Raw genomic sequence first — 13,119 nt, 5'->3', positions numbered from 1 at the left:
GTTCGACGTCACCAACTTCCGGAAATGGGAACGGTTCCACTGTCAGGCAGACATACAGCCGCACCTTAATTCTGACGTGGAGCGGCGATCATTGCGTCGTGACGGAACCTCGAGGCATCAGACTTGTTGGCGCAGTCTCCAGACTTTCTGGTTCCTGCAAGGATAGATCGGGCATATGGCTTTGAGAGTTGCAATCATCGGATCCGGTCCGACCGGCATCTACACGCTGAAGGGCCTCATCGGGAAGTCTGAACCGCTTGAGATCACCATCTTCGAAAGCGACGCGGAACCCGGCAAGGGAACCCCCTATCGCCCCGATCTCAACGATGCGGCGATGCTCTCCAACATTGCCAGCATCGAGCTGCCGCCAATCTGCGAAACGTTGACCGAGTGGCTTCGCCGTCAGACGGATATGGAGTTGCAGCATCTCGGCGTCGAACGCGATGCCATCAGCGAGCGGGAGTTTTATCCGCGCGTGGTTCTAGGAGAGTTCCTGCACGCGCAGTTTCAGCAGCTTCTGAATGCCGCCACCGCCAACGGCCACGCCATCCACCTCAAGGCGCGGCATCGTGTCGTCGATATCGAGCTGCGCGCAGACGATATCCGGTTGAGCGTAAAAGCCTTGGACGACGAACCGGCGGAATTCGGTTTCGATCACGTGGTGATGGCAACGGGCCACGACTGGCCGGAGACCACCGAGGTGCGGCCCGGATACTTCATCTCGCCCTGGCCGGCACCGCTTCTCAAAACCATCCCTCCATGCAATCTCGGCATTCTGGGCACGTCGCTGAGCGGCATCGATGCGCTGATCACCGTCTCGACTGCGCATGGTGCCTTCATGCTCGATGGGCAGGGTGATCTTCAATACGAGCCCCTGCCGGGAACCGAAGTCTTCCGCGCAACGATGATGTCGCGCAAGGGGGTGCTGCCAGAAGCCGACTTCTACTGCGAGATCCCGTACCGCCCGCTGACATTCTGTACCGAAGCGGCGATCGAAAACGCGATCGCCACGCGGAAGCTCGATCCTCTGGATGCGATCTTCGACCTGTTCAAGCAGGAGCTGGTGGCCTGCGATCCGGATTATGCAGCAAGCATCGGCCTGTCGCTTCTGACCGTTGAGACGATCGCGCCTGCCTATTTCCGCGCTCGGGAAACCAACGACCCGTTTGCCTGGGCTGCTCGCAACCTCGCCGAAGCGGATCTGAACAAGAAGCTGAAGCAGACGGTGGAATGGCGCTATGCCATCCTGCGGATGCATGAGGTGATTGCGAAGGCGATACCGCATCTGGACGCTGATGACCTCACGCGGTTCCACAAGCACTTCAAGACCGTCTTCATCGATGACTACGCGACGGTTCCGCATGAATCGATCCGCCGATTGCTCGCTCTCCATCGCACCGGCAAGCTTGAGATCGTGGCACTCGGAAATAACAGCGAGATCGACAACAAGAGCGTGGAGCGGGGCGCTGTAGTTCGCACGGAAGGACGGGAGCTTCGGTTTGAGGCTTTCATCGACGCCACAGGACAGCACGAGCTGTCGGCCCGCGACATTCCGTTCCCGACGCTCGTTGGCCAGGGTGTCGTTCGAAAAGCGGCAACAAAGGCTGCGTTTTCTCTTGATGGCGCCGAGCAGGAGATCGTCCGGACAGGAGGGATAGATCTCGACGACGATTTCCGGCTGGTGTTCGAAGACAATCTCTCGAACAACCTCTACTGCGGTTCGATCGCTTTTCTGCTGCACAAACTTCCGTTCGTGCAGGGAATCACCAGCGCACGCGATATCGGCGAGGTGATTTCGAAAGCGATCCTGAAATCGAACGCGCCGCCTCTGATCATCGCGCAAGCTTAAGGCGTCAGCCCGTCACGATCTCGACCGGGTCACCCAATGTCAGCTTCCCGGATATCTCGACATCGCCGTAGATGCCGAAGTTTCGCTTGTTTTGTCGCAACAGCGAGCGAAGCACGTCGGGGTTTTCGGGAAGCCCGGGTTGCGCGATCAGCGTCATTCCGCACCGCTTGGCTTCTTCGCAGATGTGGATGGTCGCTCCTCCCATCTGCAACCTGCATCCAAGCCATGACTTCTCCTCAAAGCCCTCGGCCGCAGGCGTTCGCAGCACGACGTTGGGGCGAAACCGGCGGCTGTCGATATCGTCGGTTCCGACGATCGTGGACAAGTGTCGAAGGGAGTTGGTCGTCACGAGATGGACCGGGCTCACTTCATAACGGTTGACGGCCGTCTGTGCATCGCCGGTCGCGGCATAGGGACGCGTTTCGACCTCGAAGCCGAAATAGAGGGTCAGCTTCGCATCGGTATCTCTCTCTCCGACACGCAGCCACTCCCCATCCGGAAATCCGATTTCAGGCCGGTCTCGACCTGATCTCGAGTGGAGGAAAAGTGCCGGTTTCCAGCGAGATTCTTTCTCGGGCGCCGCCGGATGGCCGGACTGCGCATCAGCAACGCACCATGAACGATCGCCCTCAATTCCGTCCGTTCCCAGCTCGACGGAGGTCAAACGCTCGCCACCAAGCGAGCTTACCGGGTAGCGCCAGATCTCTTCGATAGTTCCAAATTGCGGCGGTGCCATTCATTCCCTCGTCAATGCGTCTCAAGGGCAGGGAACTGAATTTGCCACAGGTGGTTCCCTCAATGCCTGCGAACGCTTCGACAGGACAGAGGAGAAACAATGGCAAAGATCGTATGCGCAGGTTTTGTCGAAAATGGAAAGATCCTGCTTGTCCGGCGCGCATTGCACCGAAAGTGGTCGGCAAATTTGTGGGATCTGGTCGGCGGTCATGTCGAAAAAGGCGAGGGCCTGGACGAGGCTCTGGTGCGGGAATGCGAGGAAGAGGTGGGGCTCACGCCACTTGCCTTCAACAAGGTCGCGACATTGTACGAGAGCCGTGACGAAAAGCAGAAATCGCCCTTCCACACCTATGCGGTACCGCTCTGGAAAGGCGGACAGGCTTCCCTGCTCGGCACCGAGCATTCCGAATTGGGCTGGTTTGGACGGGAAGACCTCGAGGCAATGGAACTGGCCATGCCGGAGTATCGCTCGGTCATCCTGCAAATTCTGGAGGACTCTTAGCGCAATTTCGTCCGCTGCAGCGTGATGCGTCTCGCAGAGCAGAAACTCTTTCCTAGTCCCGGCATTGCGCCGGGGAACTTCCTCAACCCGCAGACGGTTTGGGCTCAGAAATCGACGTTGGAGGAAAGCTGCATGCTTTGCCTGCCGACCGTATAATATTGACGAGGTGGGCTAATGAAGCAGAATATTGACGACGCCATGCTCGATCGGGGCCAGAGCTCCGAGGCCTACGATATCGAAAACAAAAGACCCTCACCCCAGGGCAATGACGTGCCCGTTTCGACAGCCGGCCGTGCGAAAATCCTCGCGTCGCTGGAGCGGTACCCGCAAAACAACGACCAGGATCAGACCGCCTCGGTCGAAGCTTCCGGTCAACCCCAGTGCTTTCTTCCTGATCTGCAGGGCGAGCGGGTCTGGGGCGTGGCGCTGCAGCTTTACGAACTGAGATCGCGCCGAAACTGGGGGATCGGCGATTTTGACGACCTGTCCACTTTCATCGATCTCGCCGCAGGCTGGGGTGCCGATTTCGTCGGTCTCAATCCGCTCCATGCGCCGTTCATGGCCGCTGCCGAACGGTGCAGTCCTTACGAACCCTCCAACCGGCGTTTTCTCAATCCCCTCTACATTGCTGTCGATCGGATCGACGGCTTCGCAAGCTCGCCTGAGCTGGAGGAAGATATTGCCCGGTTGCAACGAACGGAACTGGTCGACTACGGGAATGTCGCGCGGATCAAGCGCGAGGTGCTCTACAGAATCTGGACGACAGAAAAACGCCGAGAGGACCCCGCGTTTCAGGATTTCTGCCGGGAAGGCGGCGCTGAACTGAGGTTGCACGCCCTGTTCGAGGCGATCTCGGAGACCCTTGTCGCATCTGGGGGCAGCGTCGGTTGGAAGGCGTGGCCGCAAGAATATCAGGATCCGCAGTCGGAGACGGTAAAGCTGTTTGCGGAAACGCACGGCGATCGCGTCGATTTCCACCTGTGGCTCCAGTATCTGGCGCATGGGCAGCTCACCGAGGTTTCAGCTCGTGCAAAGGCTGCAGGCATGCGCGTCGGCCTCTATCTCGACGTCGCCGTCGGCGAGGCACTGGACGGATCGGCCACCTGGAGCAGTCGTCAAGCCTATGTCGAAGGTGCCAGCATCGGCAGTCCGCCAGATCCCATGGCGGTTTATGGTCAGGACTGGCAGCTTGCAGCGTTTCACCCTTCGGCGATCGCTTCGGGAAATCCGTCCCCATTTGAGACCACGATGGAAGGTGTCATGCGCTACGCGGGCGCGGTTCGCATCGATCATGCAGCAGCTCTGCGGCGCCTTTTCCTTGTGCCATCTGGAGAAAGCCCCGAAGAGGGTGCCTATGTCGGCTACCCCCAACAAGCGTTGATCAACACGCTTGCGGACCTCTCCAACAGATATGGCTGCCTCGTCATCGGAGAAGATCTCGGCAATCTGCCGCAAGGGCTGCAGGGAGAATTGGAGGCTGCCAACATTCTCTCCTACAGAATTCTCTCCTACGAGCAGGGAAAGCAGGGCTTCCATCCGCCCGACCAGTATCCGGCGCTGGCCTTGGCATGTGTATCAACCCATGACCACCAGACGTTTTCCGGCTGGTGGCGGGCAGCTGACGTCATGATGCGGGAAAAGAACGATCTCGTGCCCGAAGACGCTGCCCGTCAGCAGAAGAGCGAGAGAAAGAGCGAAAGGCGCGACGTGCTTTCCGCATTCCGGGCGGCCGATCTTATGGGGTCGGAAGCGGTCGATCACTCCAGTCGTAGAAATCTGGCGGCGACTGCCCATGCCTTCGTTGCCAGAACCCCATCCCTCCTGATGGCTGTACGGCTCGCCGATCTCACGGACGAAAAGGAGCCCACCAACGTCCCTGGCACGAGCGACAGTTATCCGAACTGGAAACCGAAACTGTCCGTCATGCTGGAAGAGCTCGACGCACTCCCGGAGCTGCATGACATCCTGGGTGAGGTCGCGGCCGCGCGGCGAAAATAAAAGCTAGGTCTTGGGAGCAATAGAGGCGCGCCGTCACTCGGTGACCGGTGCGCTTCCGATGCGATAATCCTGCGTCCGCTCGTCTGCCGGCTCTAATGTTGGGGCAAAAGGAACAACCGAAACCGCTGCATGTTCTCCCCGTGCAACGAATCGGAGTTTCATTTGTCCATTTCACCGAACGATACGAATTTTGCGGCGCGCGATGCCGCCATAGCGATCAACACCTACACGACCGTCCTTCGTCGTCCAAAAGTGCCGCACGAAACGTTCGCCAATTATTGGCGCGATGTGCATGGCCCGCTCTGTTCCCGAATCCCCGGGCTTGGATGGTATGTACAAAACCACTTCAACCGCGAACAGGACGCGCATCTCTGGCCTGAAATCGACGGGGTTTCGCCATTTGAAAACTATGTCCTGGACGGCGGCGTCGAGATCGGCTTCGAGACGGCGGCCGACCAGGAGGAATTCAATGACGCCTGCTCGATCCTGTTTGCGGACGAGCAGAACATGTTTGCAGCAACCGTTGCCTATGCCCTTCCCAAGGGCTCAACCACACTCATCGATCGCAGCGCCGACCCGGTTCCCAACGGAGACGACGGACTTGATCGCATCCACGTCCATCTCGGCTCCAGGACAGGCGATGCGTTTGCCTTTGCAACGTTCATGACGAACCTTGCCGAGAAGATTTCCTCAGACCCTGCCGCTATGAAAGTGCGTCTGCACCTGCCCGATGTCTACGACAACGCAAAACCCGCACCGCCTGCTCCCGGCGTCGATCATACTGTTCCAGACGAGCTCCGGCACATTGCGGTGTTGGAGCTCGCATTCGCCAGCCCGCTTGCTCGTCGGCAGTTCTACGGCGGCGATCTGTTCCAGAGCACGCTCTCCGACCAGAAAGCCCAGATCAGCCATGCGACTGCCTTCGCAGTGAGCGGCATCTATACCTATGTCCGCGACAAGCAGCTGACGACCGCGGGATTGAGAGGAAGCCGACAGGCGCAACTGATCGAGACGCTGGGAGCCGCCAACCAGGTCTCCGACGATGTTCGCACCCTTCTTCATAAGGGCGAATTGTAAGACTGGCTGTCGGTGCTTTCCTCCGCTGTATGGCTCAGGCGGGAGACGCCGACGATGTGAACTGTCGTCTCACCGCCAGCTTCGAGATCGGGTCGCCTATGGCGGCTCGACGGGAGGCCGATCTTGTGCCACACGATTTCCACGATCCTCTTTGAATAGGGATTGCAGATAGTGCTAAAATTCCCCAGTTGAGCTGGTTCGTGCCACCACGTTGGGACCGATATGGCGAAAGACCAGTTGATGAAGATCGAGATACCCACAGACAAAATTTCCTCAAGAGAGCGGTATCTCGAAGCCATCGTCCAGAGCGCGATCGACTACGCGATCATTTCGATGGATCTCGATGGTCTCGTGACCAGTTGGAACGAGGGTGCTCGGCGTGTTCTCGGCTGGGATGCAGACGAGATGGTGGGCAGGCCGGCCACAGCTTTCTTCACGCTCGAGGATCGCGAGCAGGGCATTCCGCAACGGGAGATGACTGCCGCCCTGAGCCAGGGACGTGGTAGCGACGAGCGATGGCATCTGCGCGAGGACGGTTCAACCTTCTGGGCGTCCGGCGAGATGATGGCGTTGCGATCCGATGACGATACCGTCATAGGCTTCATCAAAATCCTTCGCGACAGAACGCAGGAAAGAGAACAGGCCGACCAGCAACGCCTGCTCATGCTTGAGCTCGGTCACCGGATGAAAAACACCATCTCGGTGGTGCAGTCGATTGCAACGCAGTCGATCCGCAATGCGGCCTCGCTCGAAGACGCCGGTGAGAAGCTCCAGTCGCGCATGTCGGCCTATGCCTCGGCACACGATATTTTGCTTCAGAAGAACTGGGTGAGCGCAACGCTTGGCCAGATCGTGAACGCCGCAACGATCAACATTGGTCTTGAGGGTTCCGACCGCGTCCGGATCGAGGGACCGGAGATCGAGCTTGATCCCCAGGCTGCCCTGTCGTTCTCGCTGGTGCTGCACGAGCTTTTCACGAATGCCTCCAAGTACGGCGCACTCTCCGAGAGCAATGGCCACATCGAGATTGCATGGACAATCGAAGCCCGGGAGGGAGAGGATTTTCTAATCTCGTCTTGGCGGGAAGTCGGCGGGCCACCCGTCGCTATCCCGACCAGAAAGGGATTTGGCTCTCGGCTCATCGCGTCCAGTCTGAACTCTTACGGAACCGCCACGACCGATTACGAGCCGGACGGTGTCGTCGTGACAACTGCGATGCCCTTGTCCAGGATCCAGTTCGAAAAAACCTGACCGCGGTTGATACAACAAGGTTCTCTGATTGTCAGTTATCGCGTGATACAACTGGAACAAGGACTTGATTTTGGAGCCTTTACCAGACGATAGCAGCAACGAGCTTGCTGAAAAACCCGTATCGGATATCCCGACGACGCGTATGCTGTCATGGGCGCGGAACTCCGCTATCTATCGTCTGTCCAAAAGGATGCACACGGAAAAGCAGCTCCGGCAAGCGATCACGCGCAAGGCGCGGGAAAAGTTCGAAGACATCGGCGATGCGCAGGTCGAGGCGCTTGCGGCGTTTGCCGTGAAGTTCGGATATGACAACAGCGCTCTCGATGATCAGGCTTACGCAGAAGTCGCGACCCGTTCTGCGCAACGAAGCGGCCGGTCGAAACGCGCGATTTCGCAGCGGCTCGTGATCAAGGGAATAGACCGGGAAACCGCCTCCGAGGCAGTCGCTGACGTGAACGATCTGCGTGCCGCGGTCGTGCTCGCGCGAAAGCGGGCATTTGGCCCGTTCAGGAGAGTGGAGCTCGATCAGAAACGCAAGGCCAAGGAGCTCGCATCGTTTGCACGCGCAGGCTTCAGCTCGGAAATCGGGAGGCAGGTTTTCGAGATGCATCGCGACGATGCTGAGGTAGTCCTGAGCGAAGACGTGGTGTGAAGGAGCGCCGAACAGCTCTCCGGTCATTGGGGCGATGCTGGCTAGATGTTGCAGCGTATTCCTAAGTCGTAGAAATGCGTGTCGATAGTACACTTTTGCATTTTTTGCGCTTTTAAAGCGTATCTCATCAGTACCAGCTAAGTAAATTACCAATATACTTATAATTTATAAAATCTCTGATGCGTGAAGAATTTGATTTTGTTGCGGTTGGTGGCTGATTTTATTTAAAAATTGAAATCCGTAGGACATAACCCTATATCAGGTATGCCTGCGCAAAGCCTGACAGGCTGCCGGCGCGAATGGCCCGGCGGGTTCCGATATCCCAGGGCGCGTTTCAAAACCTGACATCGTTGCGATAGCGACCGTTCCACCCTGATTTGCTGGCGCAGCTACCGACCTCAGATCGAACTGATCTTAGCGGCATACCCACGAGGTATCATGACGGTAGAACATCTAGGCGTGCAGCCCGCAGCAAAGCCGTGGGGCCGTCGTGAACTGAAGCCGTGGAGCCAGTCGGACGGCACGACTGTCATTGGCGAGCTGCGCTACGCGCGCAACGGTCCAGACCGTGACGCTTCTGCACTGCTGCTCAAGTTGCTGTTCACGTCTCAGGCGCTGTCGATCCAGGTTCATCCGGATGACGCGGCCGCGCAGGGAGTCGGCATGAGGAACGGCAAGACGGAAGCCTGGTACGTCCTTTCTGCTGACGACGGCGCCGAAGTGGGGATCGGGTTGAAAACGCCCGTGTCCACGGAGGAGTTGCGCGACGCCATTTCCGACGGTTCGATCGGTAGCCTGCTCAACTGGCAAAAAGCCTATGCGGGCGATGCGTTCTTCGTCCCTGCCGGAACCATCCACGCGATCGGTGCGGGGCTCGTCATTGCCGAAATTCAGCAGGCGAGTGACACGACATACCGTCTTTTCGACTATGGAAGCGCGCGTGAACTCCATATCGAACAGGCAGTTTCAGTGGCGCAGCTGGGACCGGCACCGCGCCAGGAACCGATGCGTCATCTGACGAAAGAGAGAACGCTACTCGTCTCCTGCGACTTCTTAGTGCTCGAGCGGGTGACACTTGCTGCAAACACGCTGTGGCAACTCAAGGCCGAAAGCGAATGCTGGCTGCTTCTCCTTGCGGGCGAAGCGTCGATAGGATCGATGCAGCTGAAGCTTGGTGATGCCGTTTTCCTGGAAGCGGAAGACGCATCTATACAAGCCGGTGCTGCTCCGATCACAGCTTTGCTCGCCTATGCCGGCAAAGACGCCCGGGAAAACCTGCTGCAGTACGTCGGTCCGCTCCGGGACATGCCGGATCTCAGGAAGACGACCATTGTTCAACCCTTAGCGGACGTTCCAGCGTTCCCTTCAACGGAGACGCTGTCATGACCCAGACCAGGAAAATTGCTTTCGTCGGCAACTCACTGCCGCGCCGCTGCGGCATCGCGACCTTCACGACGGATCTTGAGCAAGCGGTATCGAAAACCTCGGCAAACGTCGAAACGGCGATTGTCGCCATGACGGATCATGGCCAGGTGTATGACTATCCGCACAGCGTCCATCTGCAGATCGCGGACGACGACCTTGCGGAATATGTCGCAGCCGCGAAATACCTGAACGCTGAGAAATTCGATATCGTCTGCCTCCAGCACGAGTTCGGCATCTTCGGAGGCAATGACGGAAGTCATATCCTGGCGCTGTTGTCACGGCTGACGATGCCTGTCGTAACGACGTTGCATACGGTCCTTGCCGAACCGACACCATCTCAGCGCCGGGTCTTCAACAATATCGTCGATATCTCGTCGAAGGTGGTGGTGATGGCCGCGCGGGGGCGCGAGCTGCTGCAGGAAGTCTATGATGTGCCGGCGGAGAAAATCGAGTTCGTCCCGCACGGAATCCCGGAAATCGCCTTCAGCGAGCCGGACGAGGCGAAGACGAAACTCGGTTTTGAGGGGCGATCCGTTATCCTGACGTTCGGCCTGTTGTCACCCAACAAGGGCATCGAGGTCATGATCGACGCGATGCCGGTGATCCTGCAGAGCAGGCCGGACGCAGTCTACGTCGTGCTTGGCGCGACCCACCCGAATCTTGTGCGGACCGAGGGCGAGACGTATCGACAGTCGCTCGTAGCGCGTGCAAAGGATCTCGGCATCGAAGACCATGTGGTCTTCCTCGACCGTTTCGTCGACCTGCCGACCCTCCTCGACTTCATTTCGATGTGCGACGTCTACGCGACGCCTTATCTCAACGAAGCCCAGATGACCTCAGGCACGCTTGCTTATAGTTTCGGGCTCGGCAAAGCCGTTGTATCGACCCCGTACTGGCACGCGAGCGAGCTCCTTGCGGATGGCTCCGGCGTTCTCGTACCGTTCGGCGATTCCGAGGCGATCGGTCAGGAAATCGCAGCATTGCTGACCGACGATGACAGTCGCAACGCGATACGCCGTCGCGCCTATGCCGCCAGTCGGTCTATGACCTGGCAGCGCACGGGCCAGCGATACCTCTCGCTGTTTGAGGCGGTCATCCAGCCAAAAATCCGGCCCGGTGCTGTCCCGCCAGTTGGCCGCAAGCCGTCGGCCCTCGGCTCGCCCGGTGTGCCCGAGCTCCAGTTCGCATACCTCTTGTCGATGTGTGACGACACCGGACTATTCCAGCATGCCGTCCATTCTGTCCCGGACCGGTCGCATGGTTACTGCGTCGACGACAATGCCAGGGCGCTGCTGCTTTCAGTCACTCTCATGGCCTCCGGCGAAACCCAGTTGCCCGATATCCTGACCACGCGGTTTGCGTCCTTTCTCCAGCATGCGTGGAACCCGGATCAAAAGCACTTTCGCAATTTCATCGGTTTTGACCGGCGATGGCTGGAAGACAAGGGCTCGGAAGACAGCCATGGCCGCACCCTCTGGGCGCTTGGACAATGCGCACTCAACGACACCAGTTCGGCGAGACGCAACTGGGCTGCCGATCTGTTTGCCGAAGCCCTTCCGACAGCAGTCGATTTCACCTCACCTCGCGCCTGGGCATTCACGTTGCTGGGATTGGACGGATATTGCGCGGCCCGGCGACACGACATCAATGCCCGACGGGTTCGGTCCACTCTTGCAGATCGGCTGATGGCGCTTTTCTCGCGTGTGGCCACACCGGATCGGCCGTGGTTTGAAGAGGGGTTGTCCTATGACAACGCCCGTCTTCCGCAAGCTCTGATCCTTGCGGGTCTGGCCGCTGAGAAGCCAACCCATATCTCCGCTGGCCTGCAGAGCCTGCGCTGGCTGATGACGATGCAGACTGCACGGACAGGGCATTTCCGCCCGGTCGGTTCGGATGGTTTCGGTGATGTCGGCTTGCCGCCACAGCATTTCGACCAGCAGCCGGTCGAGGCGGCCGCAACCATCTCTGCCTGCCTGACGGCCTGGCATGCCGAGAAACGCCCTGAATGGCAAAGCAATGCACGGATGGCGTTGGACTGGTTTACGGGTGCCAATGACCTTTCCGTCCCGCTCGTGGACATTGACACCGGAAGTTGTCGCGATGGGCTGCATCGCGCACGCCCCAACGAGAACAGGGGGGCCGAGTCCGTGCTCGCTTACCTCTTAGGCCTCGTCGAATACCGCAGGATCGTGCGGAGCGGCAGTCAATCGGCAACCTCCTCCCAATTGCACGCCCTGAGTGCCTGATCCCGAATTCCGTTCAAATGAAATGAGATCGCCTTGTCAAAAGCCGTTGTTGTCAACCGCCAATCGCTCTTCCTACGACCCGATTCCTCCCGCGTGGTCGTGCGTCCGTTCAAGCCCGCTACCGAACCCCGGGATCTGAATCCGACGGATAAAACCCGGGCGAACCTTATTGTCGATCGGGTGCTGGCGCTGGAAAGGCAGGCCGCCGATCTTCTTCTTGCGGACGTGCTCGAGAATTTTGAGGGCCGCCACCGTAACCTCCTGGCGACGTTCGAAGCACGCGCGAAGGAGATGGAAGAAGCCTTTGCGCCGCACACGGTTTTCAGCCCGACGCAGCGACAGCTGATCGGGGCCTACTTCCTCAACGAATATTCGTTTGAAGCCTCGGCACTGTTCAACCCCAGTATCGTCGCTCATCCGGATCAATCGGGCGTGCCGGAGGGTAGCCGCCGGTTTGTCTTGAGCCTGCGAGCCGTCGGCGAGGGGCATGTCTCCTCGTTGACGTTCCGCACGGGACTGATCGCGCCCGATGGCGGCGTGGAGATAGAACCGACTGCACGGCTTGCATCCACCCCAACGATCCAAACGCCACTGTCAGGCTCACCGGATGAGAGCGTCGAACTCAGTTTCAGCGCCGACCAGCATATCAGCGAACGCGTCATCTTTCCGGTGACACCAGCTCAGTCGAACGGCATCGAAGATGCACGCTTCGTCGAATTCGAGACGGAGGAGAATGAGGAAAAGACGTTCTATGCGACCTATACCGCTTACAGCGGCAAGGCCATCCGGTCGGAATTGCTCCAGACCAGCGACTTCATCTCGTTCAAGATGACGCCGTTGACCGGCACCGCGGCGATGAACAAAGGGATGGCGCTGTTTCCGCGGAAGATTGATGGTCGCTACGCGATGATCGGTCGGCAGGACAACGAAAATCTCTACCTGATCTATTCCGACGACCTGCACGAATGGAACGGCGGCCAAGCGATCCTGCGTCCCAAATTTCCCTGGGAGTTCGTGCAGATGGGAAATTGCGGATCACCCATCGAGCTCGACGAAGGATGGTTGCTTCTCACACACGGTGTGGGCCCGGTCCGTCGGTATGCGATCGGGGCCGCACTTCTCGACAAGAAGGATCCCTCGAAGGTTCTCGCCCGGTCACGCGATCCGCTCGTTCGTCCGGAAAAGTCGGAACGTGAGGGGTACGTCCCGAACGTCGTCTACACATGCGGTGGAATGCGGCACGGCGACCTGATCATATTGCCATACGCAGTCTGCGATACGGTTTCCAACTTCTCGACGATCAGGATTTCGGAGCTGCTGCAGACCCTGGACGGGTGACACGTCCAGTGAAAAACGGCGGGGACCAAAGTCCCCGCCGCCGACT

The 13,119-nt window shown here is 58.8% G+C and carries 10 protein-coding genes; 9 read left to right on the top strand and 1 reads right to left on the bottom strand.

Annotation, left to right across the window (positions count from 1 at the left end; genetic code table 11):
- Nucleotides 1-175 precede the first annotated feature (175 nt).
- A complete protein-coding gene (locus ASF70_RS00615; protein ID WP_062576555.1) occupies nucleotides 176-1,849 on the top strand; it encodes an FAD/NAD(P)-binding protein in 1,674 nt (557 codons plus the stop codon).
- Nucleotides 1,850-1,853: 4 nt separating this feature from the next.
- On the opposite strand, the gene ASF70_RS00610 is transcribed toward ASF70_RS00615, so the two are convergent.
- On the bottom strand, nucleotides 1,854-2,585 hold the full coding sequence (locus tag ASF70_RS00610; RefSeq protein WP_062576553.1) for an MOSC domain-containing protein: 732 nt from the start codon (nucleotides 2,583-2,585) through the stop codon (nucleotides 1,854-1,856).
- Between the two features lie 99 nt (nucleotides 2,586-2,684).
- Between ASF70_RS00610 and ASF70_RS00605 the strand changes: the two genes are divergently transcribed.
- The 8 genes from ASF70_RS00605 (at nucleotide 2,685) to ASF70_RS00570 (ending at nucleotide 13,073) form a co-directional block, all read left to right on the top strand.
- A complete protein-coding gene (locus tag ASF70_RS00605) occupies nucleotides 2,685-3,086 on the top strand; it encodes an NUDIX hydrolase (protein WP_062576551.1) in 402 nt (133 codons plus the stop codon).
- Between the two features lie 174 nt (nucleotides 3,087-3,260).
- Nucleotides 3,261-5,084 (top strand): 4-alpha-glucanotransferase, encoded by a 1,824-nt coding sequence (malQ, locus tag ASF70_RS00600; RefSeq protein WP_062576550.1) that lies wholly within the window; start codon nucleotides 3,261-3,263, stop codon nucleotides 5,082-5,084.
- A 162-nt stretch (nucleotides 5,085-5,246) separates the two neighbouring features.
- Nucleotides 5,247-6,161: a hypothetical protein gene (locus ASF70_RS00595; protein WP_244473909.1), complete on the top strand. Its 915-nt coding sequence runs from the start codon at nucleotides 5,247-5,249 to the stop codon at nucleotides 6,159-6,161.
- Nucleotides 6,162-6,383: 222 nt separating this feature from the next.
- On the top strand, nucleotides 6,384-7,412 hold the full coding sequence (locus tag ASF70_RS00590; RefSeq protein WP_244473908.1) for an HWE histidine kinase domain-containing protein: 1,029 nt from the start codon (nucleotides 6,384-6,386) through the stop codon (nucleotides 7,410-7,412).
- Between the two features lie 142 nt (nucleotides 7,413-7,554).
- Nucleotides 7,555-8,064: a recombination regulator RecX gene (gene recX / locus ASF70_RS00585; RefSeq protein WP_062576544.1), complete on the top strand. Its 510-nt coding sequence runs from the start codon at nucleotides 7,555-7,557 to the stop codon at nucleotides 8,062-8,064.
- Between the two features lie 438 nt (nucleotides 8,065-8,502).
- Complete coding sequence (locus ASF70_RS00580) at nucleotides 8,503-9,450, top strand: class I mannose-6-phosphate isomerase (protein ID WP_062576541.1); 948 nt, start codon at nucleotides 8,503-8,505, stop codon at nucleotides 9,448-9,450.
- Nucleotides 9,447-11,735, top strand: coding sequence for a glycosyltransferase (locus ASF70_RS00575; protein WP_062576539.1), 2,289 nt, complete (start codon nucleotides 9,447-9,449; stop codon nucleotides 11,733-11,735). Before ASF70_RS00580 ends, ASF70_RS00575 begins: the two co-directional genes overlap by 4 nt.
- Before the next feature lie 33 nt (nucleotides 11,736-11,768).
- Complete coding sequence (locus ASF70_RS00570; RefSeq protein ID WP_062576537.1) at nucleotides 11,769-13,073, top strand: glycoside hydrolase family 130 protein; 1,305 nt, start codon at nucleotides 11,769-11,771, stop codon at nucleotides 13,071-13,073.
- The last annotated feature ends 46 nt before the right edge of the window (nucleotides 13,074-13,119 follow it).

It is taken from the genome of Rhizobium sp. Leaf321 (assembly GCF_001423215.1).
GTDB lineage: Bacteria > Pseudomonadota > Alphaproteobacteria > Rhizobiales > Rhizobiaceae > Neorhizobium > Neorhizobium soli.
This window is presented reverse-complemented; position numbering and strand designations above follow the sequence as displayed.

What these genes read in the sequence shown, in the direction of transcription:
- ASF70_RS00615 (WP_062576555.1), top strand. Translation starts at nt 176, where the DNA reads ATGGCTTTGAGAGTTGCAATCATCGGATCCGGTCCGACCGGCATCTAC.
- ASF70_RS00610 (WP_062576553.1), bottom strand. Translation starts at nt 2,585, where the DNA reads ATGGCACCGCCGCAATTTGGAACTATCGAAGAGATCTGGCGCTACCCG.
- ASF70_RS00605 (WP_062576551.1), top strand. Translation starts at nt 2,685, where the DNA reads ATGGCAAAGATCGTATGCGCAGGTTTTGTCGAAAATGGAAAGATCCTG.
- malQ (WP_062576550.1), top strand. Translation starts at nt 3,261, where the DNA reads ATGAAGCAGAATATTGACGACGCCATGCTCGATCGGGGCCAGAGCTCC.
- ASF70_RS00590 (WP_244473908.1), top strand. Translation starts at nt 6,384, where the DNA reads ATGGCGAAAGACCAGTTGATGAAGATCGAGATACCCACAGACAAAATT.
- recX (WP_062576544.1), top strand. Translation starts at nt 7,555, where the DNA reads ATGCTGTCATGGGCGCGGAACTCCGCTATCTATCGTCTGTCCAAAAGG.
- ASF70_RS00580 (WP_062576541.1), top strand. Translation starts at nt 8,503, where the DNA reads ATGACGGTAGAACATCTAGGCGTGCAGCCCGCAGCAAAGCCGTGGGGC.
- ASF70_RS00575 (WP_062576539.1), top strand. Translation starts at nt 9,447, where the DNA reads ATGACCCAGACCAGGAAAATTGCTTTCGTCGGCAACTCACTGCCGCGC.